The following is a 22,485-nucleotide window of genomic DNA, read 5'->3' as shown; positions in this document are numbered from 1 at the left end:
TTCAGTCAATGGAAGTTACTCTTCACGGCTTTTATATGAAAATGAGTATAGAAACCCAGTATTCATGCTAAAGTATAAAATATTTATGAGTTGACATTGTTACAACTTAAAATTTTTATTCCCTAAAGCCCCCGCTTAAAGTATAATATAGCTAATACACTGAAAAGGGGGATGCTTATGAAAACGAAAAATTTATCACTCAAAATCGTTATAGCATTAGTGTTAGGTATTACTGTGGGTTCAATTTGTAATATTTATGCGCAATCAAACATTGTGGGTTGGACAGATCAATATATTTTTAATGTGATTGGTCAAATATTTTTAAACTTAATTTTCATGCTTGTGGTACCAGTGGTCTTCGTCTCAATCGTACTCGGCGTAGTGGGTGTAGGTGATCCTAAATTACTCGGTGGTATTGGACTCAAAGCGCTAACGTTCTTCTTATCAACAACGGCGCTAGCGATTACAATCGGTATCGCACTCGCTTTACTCTTTAAACCAGGTGCTGGACATTCTGATTTGTTAAAGAGTGAAGATGTGAATAAATACGAACAAACATTAAAGGAACAAAATAGTGCAGAAGATTCTGCAGCAAACCAAACATTCGATCAAACGTTAATTAATCTATTTCCTAAAAATCCAATTCAAGCAATGACAGAAGGCAACATGTTACAGATTATCACATTTGCGATCTTTATCGGTGTGGGCTTAATTATGGTAGGGTCCAAAGCCGAAGTCGTGAACAGGTTTTTCTTACAGACTAATGAAGTCCTGATGTATATCATCACGATGATAATGAATGTGTTCGCACCAATAGGGACATTTGTGCTTGTTGCACACGCATTTACAGGCGCAGGTTTCGGAGCAATTAAGCAGCTAGGAATGTATTTCTTTATCGTCTTACTTGCGCTAGCAGTGCATTTCTTTGTAGTTTATGGTTCAGCAGTAAAATTACTCGGCAAATACAGTCCGATGAATTTCTTTAAAGCGTTTATGCCAGCTATCACGGTTGGTTTCAGTACGTCGAGTTCTACAGCGACGTTACCAGTATCTATGAACTGTACCAAAAAGATGGGTGTAAGACCTGAAATTGCCAGCTTTATTCAACCACTTGGAGCAACGATCAATATGGATGGAACGGCGATCATGCAAGGAGTTGCGACGATCTTCATCGCTCAAATCTCTGGTGTAGATCTTTCATTAGGTCAGTTGATCACGGTCGTTGTAATTGCAGTCGTAGCATCGATTGGTACGGCAGGTGTACCAGGCGTTGGTTTAATAATGCTCGCAATGGTTCTGAATGCAGTTGGTTTAAATGCTGCCGCTATTGGTATTATCTTAGGTATTGACCGCTTACTTGATATGACGAGAACGTCAGTCAATATTACCGGTGACGCCGCATGTGCCTTAATTGTTTCAGAATCAGAACAAAGAAAATTAAATAAACGTGCTTTGCCTAAGCAAAATGCGAACGCTTAATCATTTGAGTTAGAAACTACTTATTTCACATCTTAGTGAGATAGGTGGTTTTTATTTTGAAATTAAAGCGTTTAGTAAAATTTAATATAGAGCGACACAATTCATTTAAATTGTGATAATATTGTGTAAACTAACAAATAAGGGCGGATGATTATGAAAAAGACAACATTAGGAATACTTGCAGCTTCTACAGCACTTCTTTTATCAGCATGTGGCACAGACGCATCTGAGAAGGATGTCGTTAAAATTGGGGAGATTTTAAAAACTGAAAAAGGTGAGCGTGTGAGTTTTGTTGCGAGTACCGAAGAAGATACACCGTTTAATAAAGATGCTACTGTTGACCGAATCATCTTTACTGAAGATGGCAAAGTGAAAGTATATTACACATACAAAGATCTAAAGATTCTTGATGTCGTAGATAAAGATATCGATGAAATCGAAGAACTCGCGAGTAAACAAGATAAGCTTTATTTTGATAAAACAAAAGAGAGTGAATTAGAAAAGGTTGATAATCTTTTAGACGGACTCGATGGCACAGCAGAGCAAAAAGAAATAGATGAACAAAAAGACGATATTAAACAGTTGAAGAAAGATTTGGAAGAGGCTAAGGAAAAAGAAGAAAAGGATGAATTAGGTGTTTTTGACAGTACACCAGACGAGCTAGAGCGTTATATTAGTCAAGAAGAATCAGACTTAAAAGACCTTGAAAGTAGTATTAAAGAAGACCTTAAAGAAAATGAAAAAGAAAGTAAAGCACTAGAAGATCAAAAACGTGAATTGAAAAAGACAAAATATAAAGAACCTGAGTATCGAGATTTAAAAATCGCTGTAAAAACAGATGGATCAGGAAACCATACAGATAATGAAAAACTCTATGTCACGGGATATCGTTTTAGCGACACAACTGAGAATGCCATAGCACATTATGAAGACGATATAAAAGAAATTGAAGATCATTTTTTAGATTTTGAAGAGCTACTGTTCCCTGTGGAGATTAAAGATAGCCGTTTCGCTGGGTTAGCTGATGACAATCAATTCTTTGTGACTACGGTTGGTGATAAAACAAAAGAAGTTGATTTTGACCAACCTGATGATGACTATGTGAATGAAGTAGATGGAGAGGAAAAATAAGCATATGAAAAGAACATTATTTTTTGGGGTAATAATTAGTATGACTGTGCTATTAACAGCGTGTGGTAATGCTCAAGATAAGGCGCAAGGTAAATGGACTAATGATAAAGAAGGAGTAGTCGTAAAAATAGACGGTGATGATCTCACTGCTAATGTAGGTGGTCTAGTTGTAGAAGGAGAAATTGTAGATGTCGACGATGATGAATTAACTGTCAAAGTCAATACGGATGACGACAAGTATAAAATTCAAGTCAAAGACGATAATCTATATATTGACGGTGTAAAATTAAAAAAAGATGAATAAATCGTTTGAAAACGCAAATCTGACGATAAATATAAAAAAGACGGCAATGTGCATGACATTGCCGTCTTTCTCAATATATTATTTAATTTCGTCTCTAGAACTAATGATTTGATTAACAATACCGTATTCTTTTGCTTCTTCAGCGTTTAACCAGTAGTCACGGTTCGTATCTTTTTCAACTTTTTCCAAGTCTTGGCCTGTTTCTTCCGCAATAATTTCATTGATGCGTTTTCTTGTTCTAACAATTTCTTTAGCAGTGATTTCGATTTCTGTAGATTGACCTTGAACACCGCCACTTGGTTGGTGCATCATGAAACGTGTATTTGGTAAGCTGTATCTTCTATCTTTATCACCAGATAAGAAAATGAAAATACCTGCGCTTACAACCCAACCTGAACCAATGATATTGACTTTTGGTTTGATGAAGTTGATCATATCTCTGATGTAGAAGCCTGAATCGACATGACCACCTTGAGTTGAAAGGAAGATATTGATTGGTTCATCGCTTGTTGCTTCTAATAATAATAATTTATTGACTACATCTCTAGCTAATTCGTCATTGATTTCACCACTGATTAATACAGTGCGTGTTTCTAACATTTTCTGAGTTAAATATTCTGAGCTATTTTCTGATGCTTTTTGTTCTTTTTCAGTCATTCATAATCCTCCTGATAAACGTTTTAATCCAATTGTATAATATGCGAAAACATTTATCCAAGAATTAATACATACCGACAAATAACTGAGCTTGGCAGAGAAGTGTATCAATATATAAATGATAGGCGATACCTTTAACTGTGTGCGCTCAAAGCGTTTTGACAATAGAAAAAACAGAATTGTAAAAGAACTGTTAGATTTGTAGAAAAATCTTCTTTTTTAGTGAGCTTGAGTATGGAAAAATGAGCGAAATACGGTATAATAAATACTAGTGATTTTAACTTAAAAGAGTAAAAGTAATACTAATAAAAAGAAATGCACCTTATGTTTTGAATTTACATCTTACATAAAAATTGACGCGTAATCATTTTAATTATTTTGACAATTGTGCCTTTAATAAATTAACTTCAAAATTGCGTTTCACCCTTTTAATTTTTATTAATTTGTATTAAGATGTAATTTGTGTTTCAAGAAATGTGTATTATTGCAATTTCTTGTGTCGTATGAACATATTTATAATGGAAAGGTAGATTGAGTAAATGGATAGACAGAGTTTTACAGATTTAATTCAGACAAAATTTAAAATGGTCCGTATAGAAGCCGGTTATACACAAGACACAATGGCGCAAACTATCGGCCTTTCAAAGAAAACACTAGTACAAATTGAGAAAGAACGTGTATTACCTAACTGGACTACATGTGTTTCTATTTGTGCATTATTCAGAGATTCAGATGTATTAAACAGCACGTTTGGTTGTGATCCCCTAGAAATGGTACAAACGATTTCTCGCAGTCACTGTGCTTATCCAAATCATCCAACTACAAGTGATATTTATTGGAATACTGTAGAAAGCCGTAATGGTTATATTTTACAAAGTAATAAAGTAAGCGAAATTTATCGTGTACTTGATGAAGATAAACAACCCATCTTTGGTACATCAAAATTAAGAGAAGCTGAAACTTACTTTAATAGAATTTCAAAAGAAGAATTATTACACGTATAATCATGCCTCAGTGATAGAAGGGTCATTATTTATAGATCACAAGTAAAGCTTTTAAAATAATGATTTAATCACTTTTTGAGCTGTTTATAGCTACATAAAAAGTTGAGTTTGTATTAACGTGTAGGAACATAAATAGTCGCAGGAAATGCTGGCTAGATAGATTAACCCAGATATAAACATACGGAGGAGTAAGATTTTAAAGTCTAAGATTTCATTTAGATTTTAATCTTGCTCCTTTTTTATCATCTAAGAAAATCAACGATTCGAACACTTTTTACTGCGACTTGTGCACAGCTATCATTTATAATATGGTAATGTATTGAAGTTAATTAAAGAAAGGATATACCGTCATGCATGCGCTTATCATTATTATTGTAATGGTTGTAATCGGTGCGATCATAGGTGGCGTAACCAACATGATTGCCGTTAGGATGTTGTTTCATCCATTTAAACCTTACTATATTTTCAATAAAAGAATACCATTTACGCCGGGATTGATTCCTAAGCGACGAGAAGAAATAGCGACGAAAATAGGGCAAGTCATAGAGGATCATTTATTAACTGAATCGCTCATTCATTCTAAGTTGAATGCGCCGGAAACGAGAGCTAAAATACATCAACTGATCGTGTCACAAATCGAAAAATTAAAACATGATGATGTCACATTACAATCGATCGCTGATGCTTTGGATATCGATCTAGCAGACGTTGCCAATCAACAAATAACGACATGGATTGAGCGTAAATTAAATGATTTTTACGACAATCATCAACAGGAATCGCTTGAAACTATTTTACCTGAAGCGTTAGAACAGTACATCAGTCATTATGTTGATCAAGCGACACCGTTATTATTCGAACGTGCACGCGTTTACCTTGAATCTGAAAAAGGGGAACGCGACATTTACCATATGTTGGAATCATTTTTCCAAGAAAAAGGGAAAATTATCGGCATGCTTCAAATGTTTATGACGAAAGAAAGTATTGCGGATCGTATTAGACAAGAATTGATCAGATTGACACATCATCCAAGAGCCCAAGAGATTGCAGAACAAATCATCCAAAATGAATATGCGACATTAAAATCAAAATCACTCGGTGAAATCATTTCAACTGAACAATTTTCAACTATTCGTTCATCTGTAACGCCGTTAATCATGAATTATTTAAACCTAGATCGCTATACGCATCAACCGTTGAATGAGCTAATGCCGCAATTTATCACATTCTTAGAAGACAAAGTGTCTGTTCACGTGACTGACCTACTAATCAACAATATTTCTAAACAACTGTCATCTATTATGAAAGAAATTGATTTAAGAGGTATGATAGAAGCACAGATTAATACATTTGATTTAGACTATATTGAACGATTAATAATTGAGATCGCAAATAAAGAGTTAAAACTGATCATGTTATTAGGCTTTATTTTAGGAGGTATCATTGGAATGCTCCAAGGTATCATTGCTATTTTTGTCTAAAACATTATTTTGTGTTATGGTATTATCGTTATGGTAAAACATACATTTATACAAGGAGTGAGCAAACATGGCAGTAAATTTACATGATTATGCAAATCAATTAGAACAAGCTTTAAGAGAAAGTGAAGAATATAAAGCAATCAAAGAAGCTTATGCTAAAGTTAAAGAAAACGACGAATCAAAAAAATTATTTGATGATTTCCGTGAAACTCAAATGAACTTCCAACAAAAACAAATGCAAGGTGAAGAAATCAGCGAAGATGAATTACAAAAAGCGCAAGAACAAGCACAACAAATCGAAAAAGATTCAAACATTGCTGATTTAATGACTGCAGAACAAAAAATGAGTCAAACTTTCCAAGAAATCAACCAAATCATCGTTAAACCTTTAGATGAAATTTACGCTGACTAATTTTAAGTAAGCGTAATGTTTTGAAGCTACAATGTGTCTTTTTAGACATGTTGTAGCTTTTTTGTTTTATCGACGGGTGCTCGTTCATTATGGTAAAATGTACAAGACGAATAAGATAAAAAATCCTATTTTATGACTGAATCAGGGGAATTGAAATCTTAAGCGACGTTCGATGACCATCGCATAAAGGAGATTTACATATGGTGAAATTTATACATTGTGCGGATTTACATCTAGATAGTCCTTTTAAATCTAGAAGCCATCTCAGCCGCTCAATATTTGAGGATATACAACAAAGTGCTTACGAAAGCTTTAAAAACATCATAGATATCGCGCTAAATGAAGAGGTAGACTTTGTCATTATTTCAGGAGATTTATTTGATAAAGAAAATCGCACGTTGAGAGCTGAAGTCTTTTTAAAGGAACAGTTTGAACGCTTAGAAAAAGAACAAATTTTCGTATATATCTGTCACGGTAACCATGATCCACTCACTCGGAGCGTTGCAACAGAATGGCCAAACAACGTCTCAGTGTTTTCTCAAAATGTGGAAACATACCAAACGATTACTCGACGTGGTGAAACGATTTATTTACACGGTTTTAGCTACCAACAAGATGCGAGTTACGAAAATAAAATCGATGCCTATCCTTCGAGTCAAGGTCAAGAAGGTATACATATCGGTATATTGCATGGAACTTATAGCAAATCAGCTGCTAAAAATCGTTATACTGAATTTCGCCTTGAGGATTTAAATAGTAAACTCTATCACTACTGGGCGTTAGGACATATTCATGAGCGACAACAATTAAGCACGATGCCACAGATCCATTATGCAGGTAATATTCAAGGGCGTCATTTCAATGAAACAGGAGAAAAAGGTTGCTTGCTAGTTGAAGGTGATGCGTTAAACCTCAACGTTCAATTTAAACCTACGCAATATATCCGCTTTGATAAAGCAACGATAGAAACAGATAAGACTTCTAAACATGGCTTATATGAAGCGATACAAGCCTTCAAAGATCGAGTTCGCCCACAAGGTAAAGCCTTTTATCAACTTACTGTTGTGATTAATTCAGACGAACCTATGCCTGAACAAGATCTCACTCAAGTTAGAGAGATGATTCGCGATTATGAAGAAAATGAACATGATTTCATCTTTATTGAAGATTTATTTATTCAATACAAATATGCGGATCAGCCTTCACTGGTAAATGAATTCTCTGAAGATCTCATTCAAGATAGTAGTGTTTTTGATCAAGCAGTCAGTGACTTGTACCTAAACCCGAAAGCTTCTAAGTACTTAGATGATTATCAATCGTTTGACCGGAAAGCGCTCATTGAACACGCAGAAAACTTATTACAAACGGATGCGAAGGAGGATTAAAATGAAAATAAAATCTTTAGAGATCTATGGTTATGGTCAATTTATACAACGTACGATCCATTTTGATTCTTCCTTCACTGAAATTTACGGGGAAAATGAAGCCGGTAAATCAACGATTCAAGCTTTCATCCATTCGATATTATTTGGTTTCCCAACGAGAAAGGAATCTGAGCCGAGATTAGAACCGAAATTAGGCAATCAATATGGTGGTAAGTTAACACTTATTCAAGACGATGGTTCAGAAATAGAAATCGAACGTATCAAAGGAAGCGCAACGGGTGATGTGAAGGTCTATCTTCCTAATGGATTAATTAAAGATGAGGCGTGGCTGAAAAAAGAATTAAATTACATATCTAAAAGAACGTATCAAGGCATTTTTTCATTTAGTGTCCTAGGCCTACAAGATATTCATAAAAATATGGATGAAACACAACTTCAAAATTATTTACTGCAAGCAGGTGCGCTTGGTTCTACAGAATTCACTTCACTCAGAGAAACACTAAATGAGAGAAAGGCAGAACTGTATAAGAAAAATGGTCGAAAACCGATTATTAACCAACAGTTGGAACAACTCAATGAACTTGAGTTACAAATTAGAGATGAAGAGGCGAAATTAACCGCTTATCATCGCTATGTGGATGACCGGGATAAAGCTCAACGCCGGTTAGATCATCTCAAGCAAAATCTTGCGCAATTATCTAACATGCATGAAAAGAAACAAAAAGAAATCGCACTCCATGATCAAGCACAAGAATGGAAATCATTAGAAAAAGCGCTCAACGTTGAGCCGATACAATTTCCTGAAAAAGGCATAGATCGTTACGAAAGCGCGAAATTACAAACCCAATCGTTAAAAAGAGAGATTGGTTCTAAAGAAGATAGTCTAGAACGTTATCAACAAGATAATGCACGTTACACGATTCCAGAATCTGACGTAACAGAGGCGATGACACAACTTGCGCAACAAGAACATGAGATCACTCAACGTGAAAATGACCATCAAGCTGTAACTAAAGAAATTCAGGATAAAACACGCGAATTTGAATTACTTAAAAATGAAATTGCATGGCAAGATGTGCATCAGGATGTTGATAGTTCAGACGCTATGAAAAGTCATGTGACACAACAATTAAAAGAAAAACAATCTGAACAAGCGCACATACAACAATTAGAACAAAGCATCGCAGATAACAATATTGAAAAATCATCCAATAACGAAGAAATTTCGGCGTTAGAACAAGATATTGTTCCTGAAGAAACATTTGAGAAAAAACGTCAATATGAACAACAAGTGTTTGAACTACAAGAGAAAAATAATCTATATCAAAAAATGAAAGATGCGTTTGATGTCGAACAAGCAGAAAAAGAGAAAAAACAACAACTGTTACGTATTAGCTTTATCATTTTGGCTGTCGTCAGCTTAGGCTTAACGATCTTTGCGTTTGTTTCATCTAACATCATATTCGCGGTCATCTTTGCGATACTCACATTGATTTTTGTCATCGGTACTTTCTTAGTCAGAACGAAAACGATAGGTCACAGTGAAACATTCAGCCACGAAATCGAAGAATTAGAACAACAAGTTTCACAATTAGAAGCGGATTATGATTTAGACTTTGATTTAGATCAACAATATCGTTTACGTGAACAATGGCAAAACGCAGTTAAGTCTAAAGATACACTCGATATGAAAGCAGAGCACTTACAAAGTTCATTAGATAAAGCAAGAACAGCATTCAATCAAGCTGATCAAAAACTCATTCAAGTCAGAGAAGACTTATACTTATCAGATAAACTCGCTGATGAGCTCATTGTTGATAGTATAAGTACCATTAATAAAGTGAAAGATTATGATAAACAGTTAGATGCTTTACAAGTGCAACAACACGAATTACAACAACAGTTGGACGCATTTTATGATAGTGCGAAAAACACACTCCATCGTACGTCTACGCAATTTAATCAATCATCGCTATTCCACGACGTAAAACAATGGTTACAACAAACGAAAGAAGATACTACAAAAGTGGAAAATAATGATGCACAAATTTCATCATTATCTAGCGAATTGACACAATTGAAATCATCATTAAGTGATAATGAAAACCTTATACTTCAACTGTTTGATTATGTAGATGTGCAAGATGAAGAAGATTATTATCAAAGACATGAGCAATATGTTACTTATCAACAAAACATGGCTCGATTTAACGATTTAACTTCATATCTTGAAAATCAAAACTATGCTTATTCAGACAGTTCAACTTTAGCTGAAAAAACAGAAGCACAACTAGATAAAGAAGATCAAAAACTTGCACAACAAGTGGATGATTACAACGAACAATATCTAGCGATGCAAAGTGAAGTCAGTGATTTAACTTCTAAAATAGAATTCATGGAAACGGATGAAACACTTGCTAATTTAAGACATCGTTATCACATGTTGAAAAACCAAATGAATGACGAAGCAAAAGATTGGGCAAGTTTAAGTTATCTTCAATCACTTGTTGATGCGCATATCACACAAATTAAAGATAAGCGATTACCTCAAGTGATCGATGAAGCCACTGATATCTTTAAACATCTAACTGAAGGCAGATATGTACAGATAACGTATGCAAATGACGAATTAATGGTTAAACAATATACGGGTCAAATGTATAGACCGGTTGAACTGAGTCAATCTACGAAAGAAATCTTATATGTGGCATTGCGACTCAGCTTAATTAAAACACTCAAACAATATTATCCATTCCCAGTCATCATTGATGATGCATTTGTACATTTTGATAAAAACCGTAAGACAAAAATTATGGACTATCTACGAGAAATGCCAGACGATTACCAAATTCTGTACTTTACTTGTGTGAAAGATACGACAGTGCCTGCCAAACAAATCGTAACGTTGAATAAATTAGAGGAAGGCGGTAAATAATGCGCAATGTAGAAAAATTGAATCCTGGTGATTCTGTTGATAATTTCTTCTTAATCCACAGAGCTACACAAGGTGTCACAGCTCAAGGAAAAGATTATATGACATTGTATCTCCAAGATAAAAGTGGGGATATCGAGTCGAAATTATGGACTGTCACTAAGGAAGAAATGCAAATATTAGTGCCAGAATCTATCGTGCACGTGAAAGGTGACGTCATTAATTATCGTGGGCGCAAACAAATGAAAATCAATAAAATTCGTTTAGCGACGGATGAAGATCAATTGCGTATCGAAGATTTTGTGGATGGCGCACCTATGACACCTGATGAAATACAAGAAGCAATGTCTCACTATTTATTAGATATTGAAAATGCGAATTTACAACGCATAACTAGACATTTATTGAGAAAATATCAAGATCGTTTTTATTCATATCCTGCAGCAAGTTCACACCATCACAACTTTGCCAGTGGTTTAAGTTACCACGTCTTAACGATGTTACGTATTGCAAAAGCACTTTGTGATATTTATCCATTGCTAAACCGCAGCTTATTATATAGCGGTATCATTTTACATGATATCGGGAAAGTCAAAGAATTGAGTGGTCCTGTCGCGACTTCTTATACTGTAGAAGGGAATTTATTAGGTCACATTTCCATTGCGAGTGATGAAGTTGCTGAAGCGGCCAAAGAGTTAAACATCGAAGGTGAAGAAGTGATGTTACTCAGACATATGATATTAGCGCATCACGGTAAAATGGAATTCGGTTCACCGAAAATGCCTCATTTAAAAGAAGCTGAAATATTATATTTCATCGATAACATCGATGCGAAAATGAATATGTTTGAAAAAGCATTCAAGAAAACAGAACAAGGTCAGTTTACAGAACGTATTTTTGGTTTGGATAATAGACAATTTTACAAACCAACTACATTGGATTAGTTTTAACTTGAAATTAAATATTAAAGATGAGCACCCGCTTAAGCATGTGGTATGGTTTACATGTCTAAGCGGGCGCTTTTCATTTTCGATAAGTGGGGGAGGAGAATGATTTCCAATCACAAAAAACAACCCATCTCTCTAGAATGAGAAATGGGTCGCTCTAATTTGTTATTTAACTGATAAGCTGAAACAACAATGACGCATGAACATGAAACATGTGAGGCATTGATTATTGGCCACCAGGCATAGCTTGGCCGCCGCCCATGTTACCACCTTGTTGTTGCTGCTGTTGTTGTTGTTTGATTTTATCTGGATCTAAGATAGAATCGTTAATTGCTTTTTTAATATCTCTATCTTTGTAGTCTACATTGTATTCTTTAAGTAAATCTTTATATGCATCAGTGAGTAATTCAGGATCTTTTTGGACTTTTTGTTGAATTAATTGTGTTCTGAGTTTAGATTTTTCTTTATCAAAATCATCTGCTTTATCTGCTTTGATGATGTGATAACCATAGTCAGTTTTAACTACGTCTGAAATGTCTCCTTCTTTCAATTTGAAGAGTGCTTTTTCGAAGTCCTCAACCATTTGACCTTTCATTACGTAACCGAGGCTACCACCGTTTTTCTTCGTACTAGAGTCCATGGATTCATCTTTTGCAATATCGCTGAATTTATCTGGATTTTTTTCAACTTCTTTTTGAATCTCTTTTGCTTTATCCTTAGCTTTATCTTTAGATAAGCCTTCTTTATCATCTTTATCTTCTTTAACTTTAATTAAGATGTGAGATGCTTTTTTCGTATTGTCTTTGATCTCTTTATCTGAAACATCAACTTTATCTTCTAATAATTGTTTTTGGTAAGCTTGTAGTTTTTTCTGTTCTTTGTAGTCACCTAATGTCATGTTTTGTTGTTTTAACATACTTTCAAATTGGTCTTTACCACCATATTGTTCTTGTTCTTTCTCAACTTGTTTATCGATGTCTTTAGAATCTACGTCATCTTCGTATTTATCTGCGAGTAATTTGTTGAGTAAAACTGAGAATGAACTGTTGGCAATTTGTTCATCTCCAATTTTTTCCATGACGTCAGCAACTTTGACATCGCCAGCTTTTGATGAAATTAGTACATTTTCTTTAGAATCTGTCGCATCATTACCACATGCACTAAGTACAACTGCACCAGCAACAATAGGTAAGAATACCTTTTTAACATGTTTCATAGATATGTATCTCCTTTGCTAAGAATAACAAGGTAAATATAACACATTATGACCAAATGACCAATGAAAATGAGTGTATCTCAGACTATAGTACGACCATCTATTCGTATCTTGTATCATAGACAGTAGATACCTTTTTCAAGATATTCATGCCTGTCTGATGCTCTTCGATATAATTACCTTCATTTGAAAACAGCAATAATTTTAAATAAAGGCAATCGATCACTGAAATTCCTGTATTTAAAGCAATATAAAATATAAAGTAATGACCGAATTGTGGAAACAATCCACACATCAATGCAGAGATACCAGTCACAACGATGAAAGGTACCACTATAGCGAAACAAAAATAGTAACGGTTAACAGGTGTATTCACATATATATTATATAAAGGGATATACTTTGATTTAACTAACTTAAATACGCGAAATGATTTGTAATAGGGCAATAACATGATGAGATGCAATGCTTTATGCAGTGGATATAGCAATAAAGCCCCTAATGCAAATAAGATAAAATAATGGTCGGTTAATGCTGTGTTTGAGAAGTAATGCATGATTTCATAACCTATTAAAAATGTAACAACTGTTGTTGCAAAACTTAAAAAAGCGATGCGAGGCAAACCAAACCGAGCATTGATATCAATTTGCCGCATACATAAAAACATCTACATGATCACTCCTTATCATTCAGCCTCGTGCTTTTGTCTAAAGCTTATTTCCTTACGTATTATCTAGCTAATAAGCATCATAGTCAAGTATATATCCGTGCAATAAAAAATAGGGCTGAGACGCTCATGTGTCTCAGCCATAATATAAGATGATTTAATTGTAGATAGAACCTCTTAGAACAATGTTATTTCTCTTTATCGAACGCTTTAGAGATTTCTTCGCCTCTGTTTTGTAAGTTTTCAATATGAGATTGTATTTGTTCAATATTAGGTTTAATATCTGATTGGAAATTACCGATCATTGATTTCACATCATCACCGATTGTACTCGCAAACTGTTTACCTTCAGATTTAATTTGGGAGATATAATTTGTGATATCAGTAATGCTTTGTTTAATTGTTTCTACATCACGATTGAATTCAGCATCGGCACCCACCGGCTGAGTTGTTTGATTTTGAGTCGCTGTATGGTTAGCTTGGTCTTGCTGGTTCTGTTTATTCATAAGGAATACACCGACACCTGTGGCCACGCCAGCACCGACACCAAGTAAGAATTGAACTGGCTTCATAATAACTCTCCTTATTTTTATGGATTAAACGCAAATGAATATTAAAGTTCTACCCTAAATCGATTTAAATCATGCATTAGCCTTCAATTTGAGCACTGATTTGTTTTGCAAGTTCTGCTTTTTGGTCATCATCAATTGTATCTTCATGTGTTTCCCATTTGTAACCAAAGCCATCTACATCGTTTTCATAACGAGGTAAGAAGTGGAAATGAAGGTGGAATACAGATTGATCAGCGAATTCACCATTATTTTGAATAATGTTTAAACCATCTGGATTAAATGCGTCTTTAATGGCATTCGCAATTTTTGGAATGGCTACACCGATATGTTTCATCGTTTCAGCGTCAGTTTCAAAGATGTTCGCTGATGCTTTTTTAGGGACGAGTAAGGTATGACCCTTTGTTACTTGTGAAATATCAAGGAAAGCATAAACGTAGTCATCTTCATACACTTTATGACTAGGGATTTCGCCTTCAATGATTTTACTGAAAATAGTTTCTGGCATCTGAATCGTCACTCCTTATTACACTGTTTTCATTTATTATAGCATTGATGTAAGGGAACGTCATTTGCGGCAAGTATTTTTATGCTTGCGCGCTAAATTTTGATACAATATAAGCTATGGAGGTGGGCTAGACCCATGACAGTAAAAGTTGAAAATCTTACGGGCGGTTACGGTAAACGTCCGATTATAAAAAATATTAATTTCGAACTTAAACCCGGTGAAATCGTTGGTTTAATCGGGTTAAATGGTGCAGGTAAGAGTACGACTATTAAACATATTTTAGGCTTATTAGAACCCATGGAAGGGGAACTTACCATTTCAGGCACTCGTATAGATGAGGATATCGAAACCTATCGACAAAAACTTTCTTACATACCTGAAGCACCGGTAATTTATGAAGAATTAACATTAGAAGAACATATTTATATGACTGCAATGGCGTACAATATCGATCGTGAAGAAGCGATGAATCGTGCGATGCCATTATTAAAAACATTCCGTTTAGAAAACGAACTTTCTATTTTCCCAAGTCACTTTTCAAAAGGGATGAAACAAAAAGTGATGATTATCTGTGCGTTCATCGTAGATCCAGAACTTTACATCATTGATGAACCCTTTTTAGGCCTTGATCCAATTGGGATTCAATCCATGCTAGACCTCATGGTAGAAAAGAAAAACGAAGACCGTACCGTGTTGATGAGTACTCATATCTTGGCGACAGCTGAGCGATATTGTGATCGTTTTATCATCTTAGATAAAGGTGAAATCGCCGCATTTGGTAATTTAGACGAATTGCGTCAACAAGTTGGATTAGAAGGACATACATTAGATGAAATCTATATTTATGTCACACAAGGTGGCCAGAACGCATGAGTCAAGAGGCAAAACAATTATTCAACACGAGAAGAGAAGAAATCAGAAAAGAGAAACAGTACTATCATAAATTCATATTTAATGGTCACTTTTCTGTCTTCTTAGTCATATTACTCGGCGCATTCATATTAGGTTATGGCAATTGGCTTCAATCCATCCCTGAAGGTATCAATTATAGCTTAATTGCATCAATCATTGTCGCATTGGTATCTATATTTCCAATACGCACGCTTTTAAAGGAAGCAGATCAATTATTTTTACTTCCATTTGAAAAAAAGATGTCGACATACATGAAGCAAAGTTTAAACTACAGCTATTTGAACCGTTTGGTATTACAAATCGGCATGTTAGTTGTGTTATTTCCGCTCTTCTATGTTTTAAATGATCGTCATTTTGTATTTTATATATGCTTTGCGATTCACGCATTGATCCTTCCATATATTGGCTTATTACTTAGATGGGAGTGGTACCGTTACGGGCTTGAAAATTGGTCCATCAATGTCGTGTTGTTCGTCTGTTTTACATCAAGCTATTTTACTATTTTACAGATGAAAAATATCGTTGCTGTCGCACCAGTGATTTTACTCGCATTGCTTGTAATGATTATCAGACATATGAATGAAAATAAACTATTTCCTTGGGAGCGAATGATTAAAATAGAATATCAACATCATATGAATTACTACAAGTTCGTCAATATGTTTACAGATGTTAAAGCACTACAAGAAACAGCGGTACGCCGTCGTTATTTAGATGTCATTCTCACAGTACCAAGACCGAAACATTTTAATTCTAATTATATGTACTTATTTTTATTCGTGCGTTCATTTGTAAGAGGAAAAGATGCATTTAATATCATCTTGAGATTAGTGATTATTGCAGTCGTGTTAATGATATGGTTATCTCAACCGATAGTATCACTCATCATCGGTAGTTTATTTATGTATATAACGCTATTACAAATGGCACAATTCTATACGCAACAAGCTTATGGCTTGTGGCCGCAAGTATGGCCGGTACCGGATACGAAAGTGATTAAAGGTTATGAACAATTTCTTTATCGCCTCATGATTGTGATTGGCATTATTTTTGCTATCGTTTTCGCAATCATGTCACCGCAATATTTCTTTGGCGGTATTTTATTCTTTATCGTCGGTTGGTTAACGATTCATAATGTAATTAATAAATTGAAACATCAAGAAATGTTGTTGAGAGATTAAACAAGAGGGTAGAAAAAGAGGCTGGAACGATGAAAGATGTGTTCCAGCCTTTAATGTGTGCTCATATACATTGGGTTAGTCTTCGTCAGTAATTGGATAAAGATAACGTTCGAAGTAACTTGCGTATTGCGTGCTTGAACCAAAGAACTGACTTAACGCTTCTCTTGAAAAGTTTTCTTTAAAGACAGATGAATTTTTAAATGTTTCATAGTCGTTTCTAGAATTAAAACCAAAATAAATTTTGTAAGTGAGTTGTTTAGTTGGTTTTAAGAAGCGATAACAACGATAACCAGCAAATTGGGAATAATTTGCGGTTAAACTTTCTAATTTTTTCTCTAATTGATAAGCATGGTCTTCTGTTGTTGGAATAAAGATCACCGCATGAAAATGACGTTCGTCTATGGCGCCATCGGATTTAATTTCTTCATAGGCAATCGGTTCTTTCAATACCGTTCTATCCTCAGTTTCTTCGATGATGACTGAGTTATCTGCAGTGGAAAACAGATACAATGAATGATCTGGATTTTTATCTTTTTTCTGTTTTAAAAAAGCATATGTACCATAAGAAGCATATAGTTTCATAGGTGATACCCCCTTGTATATTGTATTAAAATATAATAGATGCAAATACATACGTGCGTATGTTTTTTTAAAATTAACTAATAGAATTTTAGTTTGATTTATATTATAATGTTTTACCCCAAAAATACAACAAAGATACATTGAAGCAGTACATTGTCGTATGTCATTTTTATGACATTTAAGCAGTTTAAAATACGACACATTATCGGATATGATAAGATTGATACTAATGATTATAATCTAGGAGGATCAGAGGTGTGCAACAAAACACAACGATTTTAGATACGATTCAAGGAAAAACAGTTTCACATACTCCTGTATGGTTCATGAGACAAGCAGGGCGTTCACAACCCGAATACCGGGCTTTAAAAGAAAAATATTCACTATTCGAGATCACGCATCAGCCTGAGTTATGTGCTTATGTGACGCATTTACCTGTCGATCGTTACCAAACAGATGCAGCGGTGTTATATAAAGATATCATGACCCCTCTCTTACCTATTGGTGTAGATGTAGAAATACAATCTGGCGTAGGCCCAGTTATTAACAACCCAATTAAAAATATTCAAGACGTTGAACAACTTGGGAAAATCGATCCTAAACGCGATGTTCCGTTTGTATTAGATACGATCAAGTTATTAACTGAAGAAAAATTAAACGTGCCTTTGATTGGTTTTACAGGTGCGCCCTTTACATTAGCGAGTTATATGATAGAAGGTGGTCCTTCTAAAAATTATCACTTTACAAAAGCAATGATGTATAGCGATGAAGCAACGTGGTTCGCGTTAATGGATCATTTAGTTGAAATGTCTATTGAATATGTCTCTGCGCAGGTTGAAGCGGGTGCCCAGTTGATACAAATATTTGATTCTTGGGTTGGTGCATTAAATGTAGAAGATTATCGTTATTATATAAAACCTGCAATGCAACAATTGGTCAGTGGCATTAAAGCACGTCATAACGTCCCTGTGATTTTATTTGGTGTAGGGGCAAGCCATTTAGTGCGTGAGTGGAATGATTTACCGATCGATGTGCTAGGTTTAGACTGGAGAATGTCGATTAATGAAGCCCATGCGCTAGATATTGATAAAACACTCCAAGGCAACTTAGATCCGTCATTACTCATCGCGCCTTGGGATGTGATTGAGTCACGCTTGAAACCAATCCTCGATCAAGGTTTAGCACATGGCAAGCACATATTTAATTTAGGTCACGGTGTCTTTCCACAAGTGAAACCAGAAACGTTAAAACGTATCACTGAATTCGTACATGATTACACACGACGATAGTGTAACTAGATTATGAAAGCTGGACAGCTTCACTTTAAGATGTCCTGCTTTTTTAGATAATGCTATAAAAAGGATGGTTTACAATGAGCAAAACAATCGGTCTACTCGTAATGGCATACGGTACCCCTTATAAAGAAAGCGATATCGAACCGTATTATACTGATATCAGACATGGTAAAAAACCAACTGAAGCAGAATTAGAAGATCTCAAAGAAAGATACAAAGCAATCGGAGGTCTTTCTCCATTAGCTGGTATGACTAACCGTCAAGCAGAAGCGATTTGTGATGGATTGAATCAAGCTTACGACGACAAAGAATTTAAATTATATATTGGATTGAAACATATTCATCCATTTATTGAAGATGCTGTTGAAAGTATGCATGAAGATGGTATAGAAGAAGCGGTTACTGTAGTCTTGGCACCACATTATTCAAGCTTTTCTGTAGGTTCTTATAATGAACGTGCACAAAAAGCAGCTGCACCATATGATATCAAACTCACACATGTGGAACATTATTATCAACAACCAAAATTCATCCAATATTGGACTGAAAAAGTGAATGAAACACTAAACAAGATTCCTCAAGAAGAACACGATGACACTATACTCGTCGTCTCAGCACATAGTTTACCAAAAGCATTAATTGAAGATAACAATGATCCTTATCCAGATGAACTTCACGCAACTGCAGAGTTATTACAACAACACTCTGATATCAAACATGTTGCAGAAGGTTGGCAATCAGAAGGGAATACAGGTACTCCATGGTTAGGACCTGATGTTCAAGATTTAACACGTACATTGTATGATGAACATCAATATAAAAACTTCATTTATACACCTGTAGGCTTTGTTTGCGAACACTTGGAAGTTTTATATGATAATGATCACGAATGTAAAGCAGTGTGTGATGATTTAGGTGTGAATTATCATAGACCAACAATGCCAGATACAGATCCATTATTTATCGGCGCTATTGTAGATGAAATCAAAAATGTTTTTTAAAAGGATGAGTGATTAAAAGTGTCTAAGGAGATTGCAATTATCGGTGCAGGTATAACCGGTTTATCGAGTGCTTATTTTCTAAAAAAACAACATCCAGATTATGATATAACGATTTATGAAAAAAATGGAAGAGCAGGGGGCAAAGTTCAAACTTACCAAACGGAAGGTTATACGATAGAGCTTGGTCCTGAATCTTATCTAGGTAGAAAAACGATTATGACCGATGTAGCAAAAGATATCGGGTTAGGAGATCAATTGATTACCAACCAAACTGGACAATCTTATATCTTTGCGAAAAATCGTTTGTATCCTATACCGGGTGGTTCAATTATGGGCATTCCGACTTCTATTCGTCCATTTTTGAAAACGCAGCTTATTTCATTTAAAGGTAAACTCATTGCAGGATTAGATTTAGTCAAAAAAACAACGCCATTGAATGAAGATATCTCTGTTGGTGATTTCTTCAGACATCGATTAGGTGATGAAGTATTAGAAAATCTCATCGAACCGTTAATGGGTGGTATTTATGGTACGGATATAGATCATTTAAGTTTACAAAGTACGTTCCCTGAATTTAAACAACGAGAAGAACAATTTGGTAGTTTGATTAAAGGAATGAAGTTCGAAAAAGAACAACGTCAGAAACGTAAACAATTGTATCCAGGTGCACCTAAAGGCCAATTCAAACAGTTCACGAATGGTTTAAGTTCGTTTATTGAAACGTTAGCGCAATATGTTCAGCAACAAGGTGTTGAAATCAAATATAATACCGCTGTTAAAGATATTATAGTGGCACAACGTAACTATGAAATCCTTACCGAGGGCGAACATGTCGATTATGATGGCGTAATTATTACAACGCAACATCAAGCGATAGTTCAATGGTTTGGCGACGATCCTGCATTTGATTACTTTAAAGAAATGGGTGCGACAACGGTAGCGACGGTTGTCCTTGCATTTGATGAAAAAAATATCGTTAATAATTATGATGGTACCGGCTTTGTTATTGCACGTACAAGTAATACCAATATCACTGCATGTACTTGGACAAGCAAAAAATGGCCATTTACAGCACCAGAAGGTAAAGTATTATTACGTGCTTATGTTGGTAAGCCAGGTGATACAGTGGTACAAGATCATACGGATGAGGAAATTGTTTCACTCGTACGTAAAGATTTAAGCCAAATGATGACGATTAAAGGTAATCCAGATTTTAGCATCGTCAATCGATTGCCAAACAGTATGCCACAATACCACGTTGGACATATGGATCGTATTAGAGAGATACAACACCATGTTAAAGAAAATTATCCAAGACTAAAAATGACAGGTGCCTCATTTGAAGCGGTCGGCTTACCTGATTGTATCCAACAAGCTAAAGATACAGTTGAGGCATTAATAGAAGAATTATAAGCGACTTAGCACTTTAATTACATCTTTCAATTAAATTGAGCGAAATCATAAAATGAAAGGACGTTTTATGGTTTCGCTTTTTATGTATAGTGGTGTAGGTTTCTTATTAGATGTGATTGTTTTTATAGTGAGTGAGGGAAAATTGTGGATCCATAGCTGCTGAATATATTGTTTTTAGAATTATGTTAAACTATATGCAAGAAGCATATAAATAGTAGATTGATCATAGCGCTTTAGCAAGTGTTCATTCTATTATATGCATGTTGAATGGCAAGAGGGGGACGAAAAAATGACAGACGTAATCATCGTACATTCAAAATTTAGTGATTCCACTAACCATTGGTATGATTGGCTTGCAAATAATCTTACCTTAGAAGGTTATGATGTGACATTAGTGGACATACCTATTGATGAAGATAATGATATTAATCAATGGGTTGAAAAAATGGATCAACAAATACATATTGATAAACATGAAACTTATCTTTTAACTCATGGCTTTGGTACGCTAGCTGCACTTAAATATATCGAGCAGAAACTCACATTCCAAATAGAAGGGCTATTTAGTATTTCTGGATTTAGAGAAGATGCCCAAGATATCGATGAATCCATCGTCAATGAAGATATTGAAATCGATTATGATAAAGTGAAACAACGTGTAGAGCGTTTTTATGGTTTGAGTGCGAAAAACGATAAGCATGTTTCATATAAAGAGACGAAACGACTTATGGATACATTAGGTGGTTATTGTAAAGTGGCGGAATACGGTGGCCATTTCCTTGCAGAAGATGGGTTTACAAGCTTCACAGCATTACAAGGCAGTATGATGGGTATAATGAGTGACTAACTTTATTAAAAACGTAAAGTACTAAAAAATGAAGGTGATCCCATTAAACAAATGTTGTTGATGGTGATCATCTTATTTTTTGATTAAAATTCGTATCAAAAGAGAGAAAAATAGCGTTTAACGATAGAATTACACAAAAATGTTTATCGCTCTTATTGACGAAATTGCAAAATACTTATATAATAAAAAAGTCGTCAATAAACGAGGGCTAAATTTTCTGAGTAACAAATCAGTATATCACAGCGAGTTTAATTGAATATTAATTGAAGTTAAACTTTAGTTAAATAAGTATTGACTTTTTATTAACTACGTGATATATTTAAAAGGTAGCCGAAATTAATAATATTATCGCGGGATGGAGCAGTTCGGTAGCTCGTCGGGCTCATAACCCGAAGGTCGGTGGTTCAAATCCGCCTCCCGCAATTACATAATAAGGTCCCGTAGTGTAGCGGTTAACACGCCTGCCTGTCACGCAGGAGAGCGTGGGTTCGAATCCCATCGGGACCGTCATCATGGTTCAGTAGCTCAGTTGGTAGAGCAATGGATTGAAGCTCCATGTGTC

General features: G+C 35.0%; 21 protein-coding genes and 2 tRNA genes. 17 read left to right on the top strand and 6 right to left on the bottom strand.

The window, feature by feature from the left end:
* Positions 1-177: 177 nt before the first annotated feature.
* From APS80_RS07555 to APS80_RS07545, 3 genes are all read left to right on the top strand, one after another.
* Positions 178-1,479, top strand: coding sequence for a dicarboxylate/amino acid:cation symporter (locus tag APS80_RS07555; RefSeq protein WP_059107676.1), 1,302 nt, complete (start codon positions 178-180; stop codon positions 1,477-1,479).
* Positions 1,480-1,632: 153 nt separating this feature from the next.
* Positions 1,633-2,610: a hypothetical protein gene (locus tag APS80_RS07550; protein WP_059107675.1), complete on the top strand. Its 978-nt coding sequence runs from the start codon at positions 1,633-1,635 to the stop codon at positions 2,608-2,610.
* Positions 2,611-2,650: 40 nt separating this feature from the next.
* Positions 2,651-2,914, top strand: coding sequence for a hypothetical protein (locus tag APS80_RS07545; protein ID WP_142381998.1), 264 nt, complete (start codon positions 2,651-2,653; stop codon positions 2,912-2,914).
* A 78-nt stretch (positions 2,915-2,992) separates the two neighbouring features.
* On the opposite strand, the gene APS80_RS07540 is transcribed toward APS80_RS07545, so the two are convergent.
* Positions 2,993-3,571 carry an ATP-dependent Clp protease proteolytic subunit gene (locus APS80_RS07540; protein ID WP_059107673.1) on the bottom strand — a complete coding sequence of 193 codons (579 nt, stop codon included), beginning with the start codon at positions 3,569-3,571 and terminating at the stop codon, positions 2,993-2,995.
* Positions 3,572-4,110: 539 nt separating this feature from the next.
* On the opposite strand from APS80_RS07540, the gene xdrA reads away from it, so the two are divergent.
* From xdrA to yhaM, 6 genes are all read left to right on the top strand, one after another.
* Positions 4,111-4,575, top strand: coding sequence for an XRE family transcriptional regulator XdrA (xdrA, locus tag APS80_RS07535; RefSeq protein ID WP_059107672.1), 465 nt, complete (start codon positions 4,111-4,113; stop codon positions 4,573-4,575).
* A 350-nt stretch (positions 4,576-4,925) separates the two neighbouring features.
* Positions 4,926-6,056: a DUF445 domain-containing protein gene (locus APS80_RS07530; protein WP_059107671.1), complete on the top strand. Its 1,131-nt coding sequence runs from the start codon at positions 4,926-4,928 to the stop codon at positions 6,054-6,056.
* A 67-nt stretch (positions 6,057-6,123) separates the two neighbouring features.
* Entirely contained in the window at positions 6,124-6,468 is a 345-nt protein-coding gene (locus tag APS80_RS07525) for a YlbF/YmcA family competence regulator (RefSeq protein WP_059107670.1), read from the top strand.
* Positions 6,469-6,668: 200 nt separating this feature from the next.
* The gene (locus APS80_RS07520; RefSeq protein WP_059107669.1) at positions 6,669-7,853 is read left to right on the top strand and encodes a metallophosphoesterase family protein; all 1,185 of its coding nucleotides are present in this window, start codon (positions 6,669-6,671) and stop codon (positions 7,851-7,853) included.
* A gap of 1 nt (position 7,854) precedes the next feature.
* Entirely contained in the window at positions 7,855-10,788 is a 2,934-nt protein-coding gene (locus APS80_RS07515) for an ATP-binding protein (RefSeq protein WP_059107668.1), read from the top strand.
* Complete coding sequence (gene yhaM, locus APS80_RS07510) at positions 10,788-11,729, top strand: 3'-5' exoribonuclease YhaM (RefSeq protein WP_059107667.1); 942 nt, start codon at positions 10,788-10,790, stop codon at positions 11,727-11,729. The genes APS80_RS07515 and yhaM overlap by 1 nt, the downstream gene beginning before the upstream one ends.
* Before the next feature lie 229 nt (positions 11,730-11,958).
* Here the strand turns inward: yhaM and prsA are convergent, their stop codons facing one another.
* From prsA to APS80_RS07490, 4 genes are all read right to left on the bottom strand, one after another.
* Positions 11,959-12,948 carry a peptidylprolyl isomerase PrsA gene (prsA, locus tag APS80_RS07505; protein WP_059107666.1) on the bottom strand — a complete coding sequence of 330 codons (990 nt, stop codon included), beginning with the start codon at positions 12,946-12,948 and terminating at the stop codon, positions 11,959-11,961.
* 100 nt (positions 12,949-13,048) lie between these two features.
* Entirely contained in the window at positions 13,049-13,615 is a 567-nt protein-coding gene (locus APS80_RS07500) for a DUF3267 domain-containing protein (RefSeq protein WP_059107665.1), read from the bottom strand.
* 188 nt (positions 13,616-13,803) lie between these two features.
* A complete protein-coding gene (locus APS80_RS07495; protein WP_059107664.1) occupies positions 13,804-14,187 on the bottom strand; it encodes a YtxH domain-containing protein in 384 nt (127 codons plus the stop codon).
* Between the two features lie 76 nt (positions 14,188-14,263).
* The gene (locus APS80_RS07490; protein WP_059107663.1) at positions 14,264-14,692 is read right to left on the bottom strand and encodes an HIT family protein; all 429 of its coding nucleotides are present in this window, start codon (positions 14,690-14,692) and stop codon (positions 14,264-14,266) included.
* A 135-nt stretch (positions 14,693-14,827) separates the two neighbouring features.
* Here APS80_RS07490 and ecsA point away from each other — a divergent pair, with 135 nt between their 5' ends.
* Both ecsA and ecsB read left to right on the top strand, forming a co-directional pair.
* Positions 14,828-15,565: an ABC transporter ATP-binding protein EcsA gene (gene ecsA, locus APS80_RS07485; RefSeq protein WP_059107662.1), complete on the top strand. Its 738-nt coding sequence runs from the start codon at positions 14,828-14,830 to the stop codon at positions 15,563-15,565.
* Positions 15,562-16,785: an ABC transporter permease EcsB gene (ecsB, locus tag APS80_RS07480; RefSeq protein ID WP_059107661.1), complete on the top strand. Its 1,224-nt coding sequence runs from the start codon at positions 15,562-15,564 to the stop codon at positions 16,783-16,785. Before ecsA ends, ecsB begins: the two co-directional genes overlap by 4 nt.
* A 75-nt stretch (positions 16,786-16,860) precedes the next feature.
* Here the strand turns inward: ecsB and APS80_RS07475 are convergent, their stop codons facing one another.
* Complete coding sequence (locus APS80_RS07475) at positions 16,861-17,367, bottom strand: hypothetical protein (RefSeq protein ID WP_059107660.1); 507 nt, start codon at positions 17,365-17,367, stop codon at positions 16,861-16,863.
* A gap of 257 nt (positions 17,368-17,624) precedes the next feature.
* On the opposite strand from APS80_RS07475, the gene hemE reads away from it, so the two are divergent.
* The 6 genes from hemE to APS80_RS07445 all read left to right on the top strand — a co-directional run bounded on the left by hemE (position 17,625) and on the right by APS80_RS07445 (position 22,430).
* A complete protein-coding gene (gene hemE / locus APS80_RS07470; protein WP_059107659.1) occupies positions 17,625-18,656 on the top strand; it encodes a uroporphyrinogen decarboxylase in 1,032 nt (343 codons plus the stop codon).
* A gap of 83 nt (positions 18,657-18,739) precedes the next feature.
* A complete protein-coding gene (gene hemH, locus APS80_RS07465; protein WP_059107658.1) occupies positions 18,740-19,663 on the top strand; it encodes a ferrochelatase in 924 nt (307 codons plus the stop codon).
* A gap of 18 nt (positions 19,664-19,681) precedes the next feature.
* On the top strand, positions 19,682-21,076 hold the full coding sequence (hemY, locus tag APS80_RS07460; protein WP_059107657.1) for a protoporphyrinogen oxidase: 1,395 nt from the start codon (positions 19,682-19,684) through the stop codon (positions 21,074-21,076).
* Between the two features lie 289 nt (positions 21,077-21,365).
* On the top strand, positions 21,366-21,923 hold the full coding sequence (locus APS80_RS07455) for an RBBP9/YdeN family alpha/beta hydrolase (protein ID WP_059107656.1): 558 nt from the start codon (positions 21,366-21,368) through the stop codon (positions 21,921-21,923).
* Between the two features lie 349 nt (positions 21,924-22,272).
* Positions 22,273-22,346 (top strand) — tRNA-Met (locus APS80_RS07450).
* 11 nt (positions 22,347-22,357) lie between these two features.
* Positions 22,358-22,430, top strand: a tRNA-Asp gene (locus tag APS80_RS07445).
* Positions 22,431-22,485 lie beyond the last annotated feature (55 nt).

Source organism: Staphylococcus auricularis (assembly GCF_001500315.1).
Lineage (GTDB): Bacteria > Bacillota > Bacilli > Staphylococcales > Staphylococcaceae > Staphylococcus > Staphylococcus auricularis.
Note: the sequence above shows the minus strand (reverse complement) of the source record. Positions and strands in the feature narration are given on the sequence as shown.

Coding starts and splice junctions, on each gene's coding strand:
- APS80_RS07540 (WP_059107673.1), bottom strand. CDS start 3,571: ATGACTGAAAAAGAACAAAAAGCATCAGAAAATAGCTCAGAATATTTA.
- APS80_RS07525 (WP_059107670.1), top strand. CDS start 6,124: ATGGCAGTAAATTTACATGATTATGCAAATCAATTAGAACAAGCTTTA.
- xdrA (WP_059107672.1), top strand. CDS start 4,111: ATGGATAGACAGAGTTTTACAGATTTAATTCAGACAAAATTTAAAATG.
- APS80_RS07495 (WP_059107664.1), bottom strand. CDS start 14,187: ATGAAGCCAGTTCAATTCTTACTTGGTGTCGGTGCTGGCGTGGCCACA.
- APS80_RS07500 (WP_059107665.1), bottom strand. CDS start 13,615: ATGTTTTTATGTATGCGGCAAATTGATATCAATGCTCGGTTTGGTTTG.
- APS80_RS07455 (WP_059107656.1), top strand. CDS start 21,366: ATGACAGACGTAATCATCGTACATTCAAAATTTAGTGATTCCACTAAC.
- APS80_RS07515 (WP_059107668.1), top strand. CDS start 7,855: ATGAAAATAAAATCTTTAGAGATCTATGGTTATGGTCAATTTATACAA.
- ecsB (WP_059107661.1), top strand. CDS start 15,562: ATGAGTCAAGAGGCAAAACAATTATTCAACACGAGAAGAGAAGAAATC.
- APS80_RS07550 (WP_059107675.1), top strand. CDS start 1,633: ATGAAAAAGACAACATTAGGAATACTTGCAGCTTCTACAGCACTTCTT.
- APS80_RS07475 (WP_059107660.1), bottom strand. CDS start 17,367: ATGAAACTATATGCTTCTTATGGTACATATGCTTTTTTAAAACAGAAA.
- ecsA (WP_059107662.1), top strand. CDS start 14,828: ATGACAGTAAAAGTTGAAAATCTTACGGGCGGTTACGGTAAACGTCCG.
- hemH (WP_059107658.1), top strand. CDS start 18,740: ATGAGCAAAACAATCGGTCTACTCGTAATGGCATACGGTACCCCTTAT.
- APS80_RS07520 (WP_059107669.1), top strand. CDS start 6,669: ATGGTGAAATTTATACATTGTGCGGATTTACATCTAGATAGTCCTTTT.
- APS80_RS07555 (WP_059107676.1), top strand. CDS start 178: ATGAAAACGAAAAATTTATCACTCAAAATCGTTATAGCATTAGTGTTA.
- APS80_RS07530 (WP_059107671.1), top strand. CDS start 4,926: ATGCATGCGCTTATCATTATTATTGTAATGGTTGTAATCGGTGCGATC.
- prsA (WP_059107666.1), bottom strand. CDS start 12,948: ATGAAACATGTTAAAAAGGTATTCTTACCTATTGTTGCTGGTGCAGTT.
- yhaM (WP_059107667.1), top strand. CDS start 10,788: ATGCGCAATGTAGAAAAATTGAATCCTGGTGATTCTGTTGATAATTTC.
- APS80_RS07490 (WP_059107663.1), bottom strand. CDS start 14,692: ATGCCAGAAACTATTTTCAGTAAAATCATTGAAGGCGAAATCCCTAGT.
- APS80_RS07545 (WP_142381998.1), top strand. CDS start 2,651: ATGACTGTGCTATTAACAGCGTGTGGTAATGCTCAAGATAAGGCGCAA.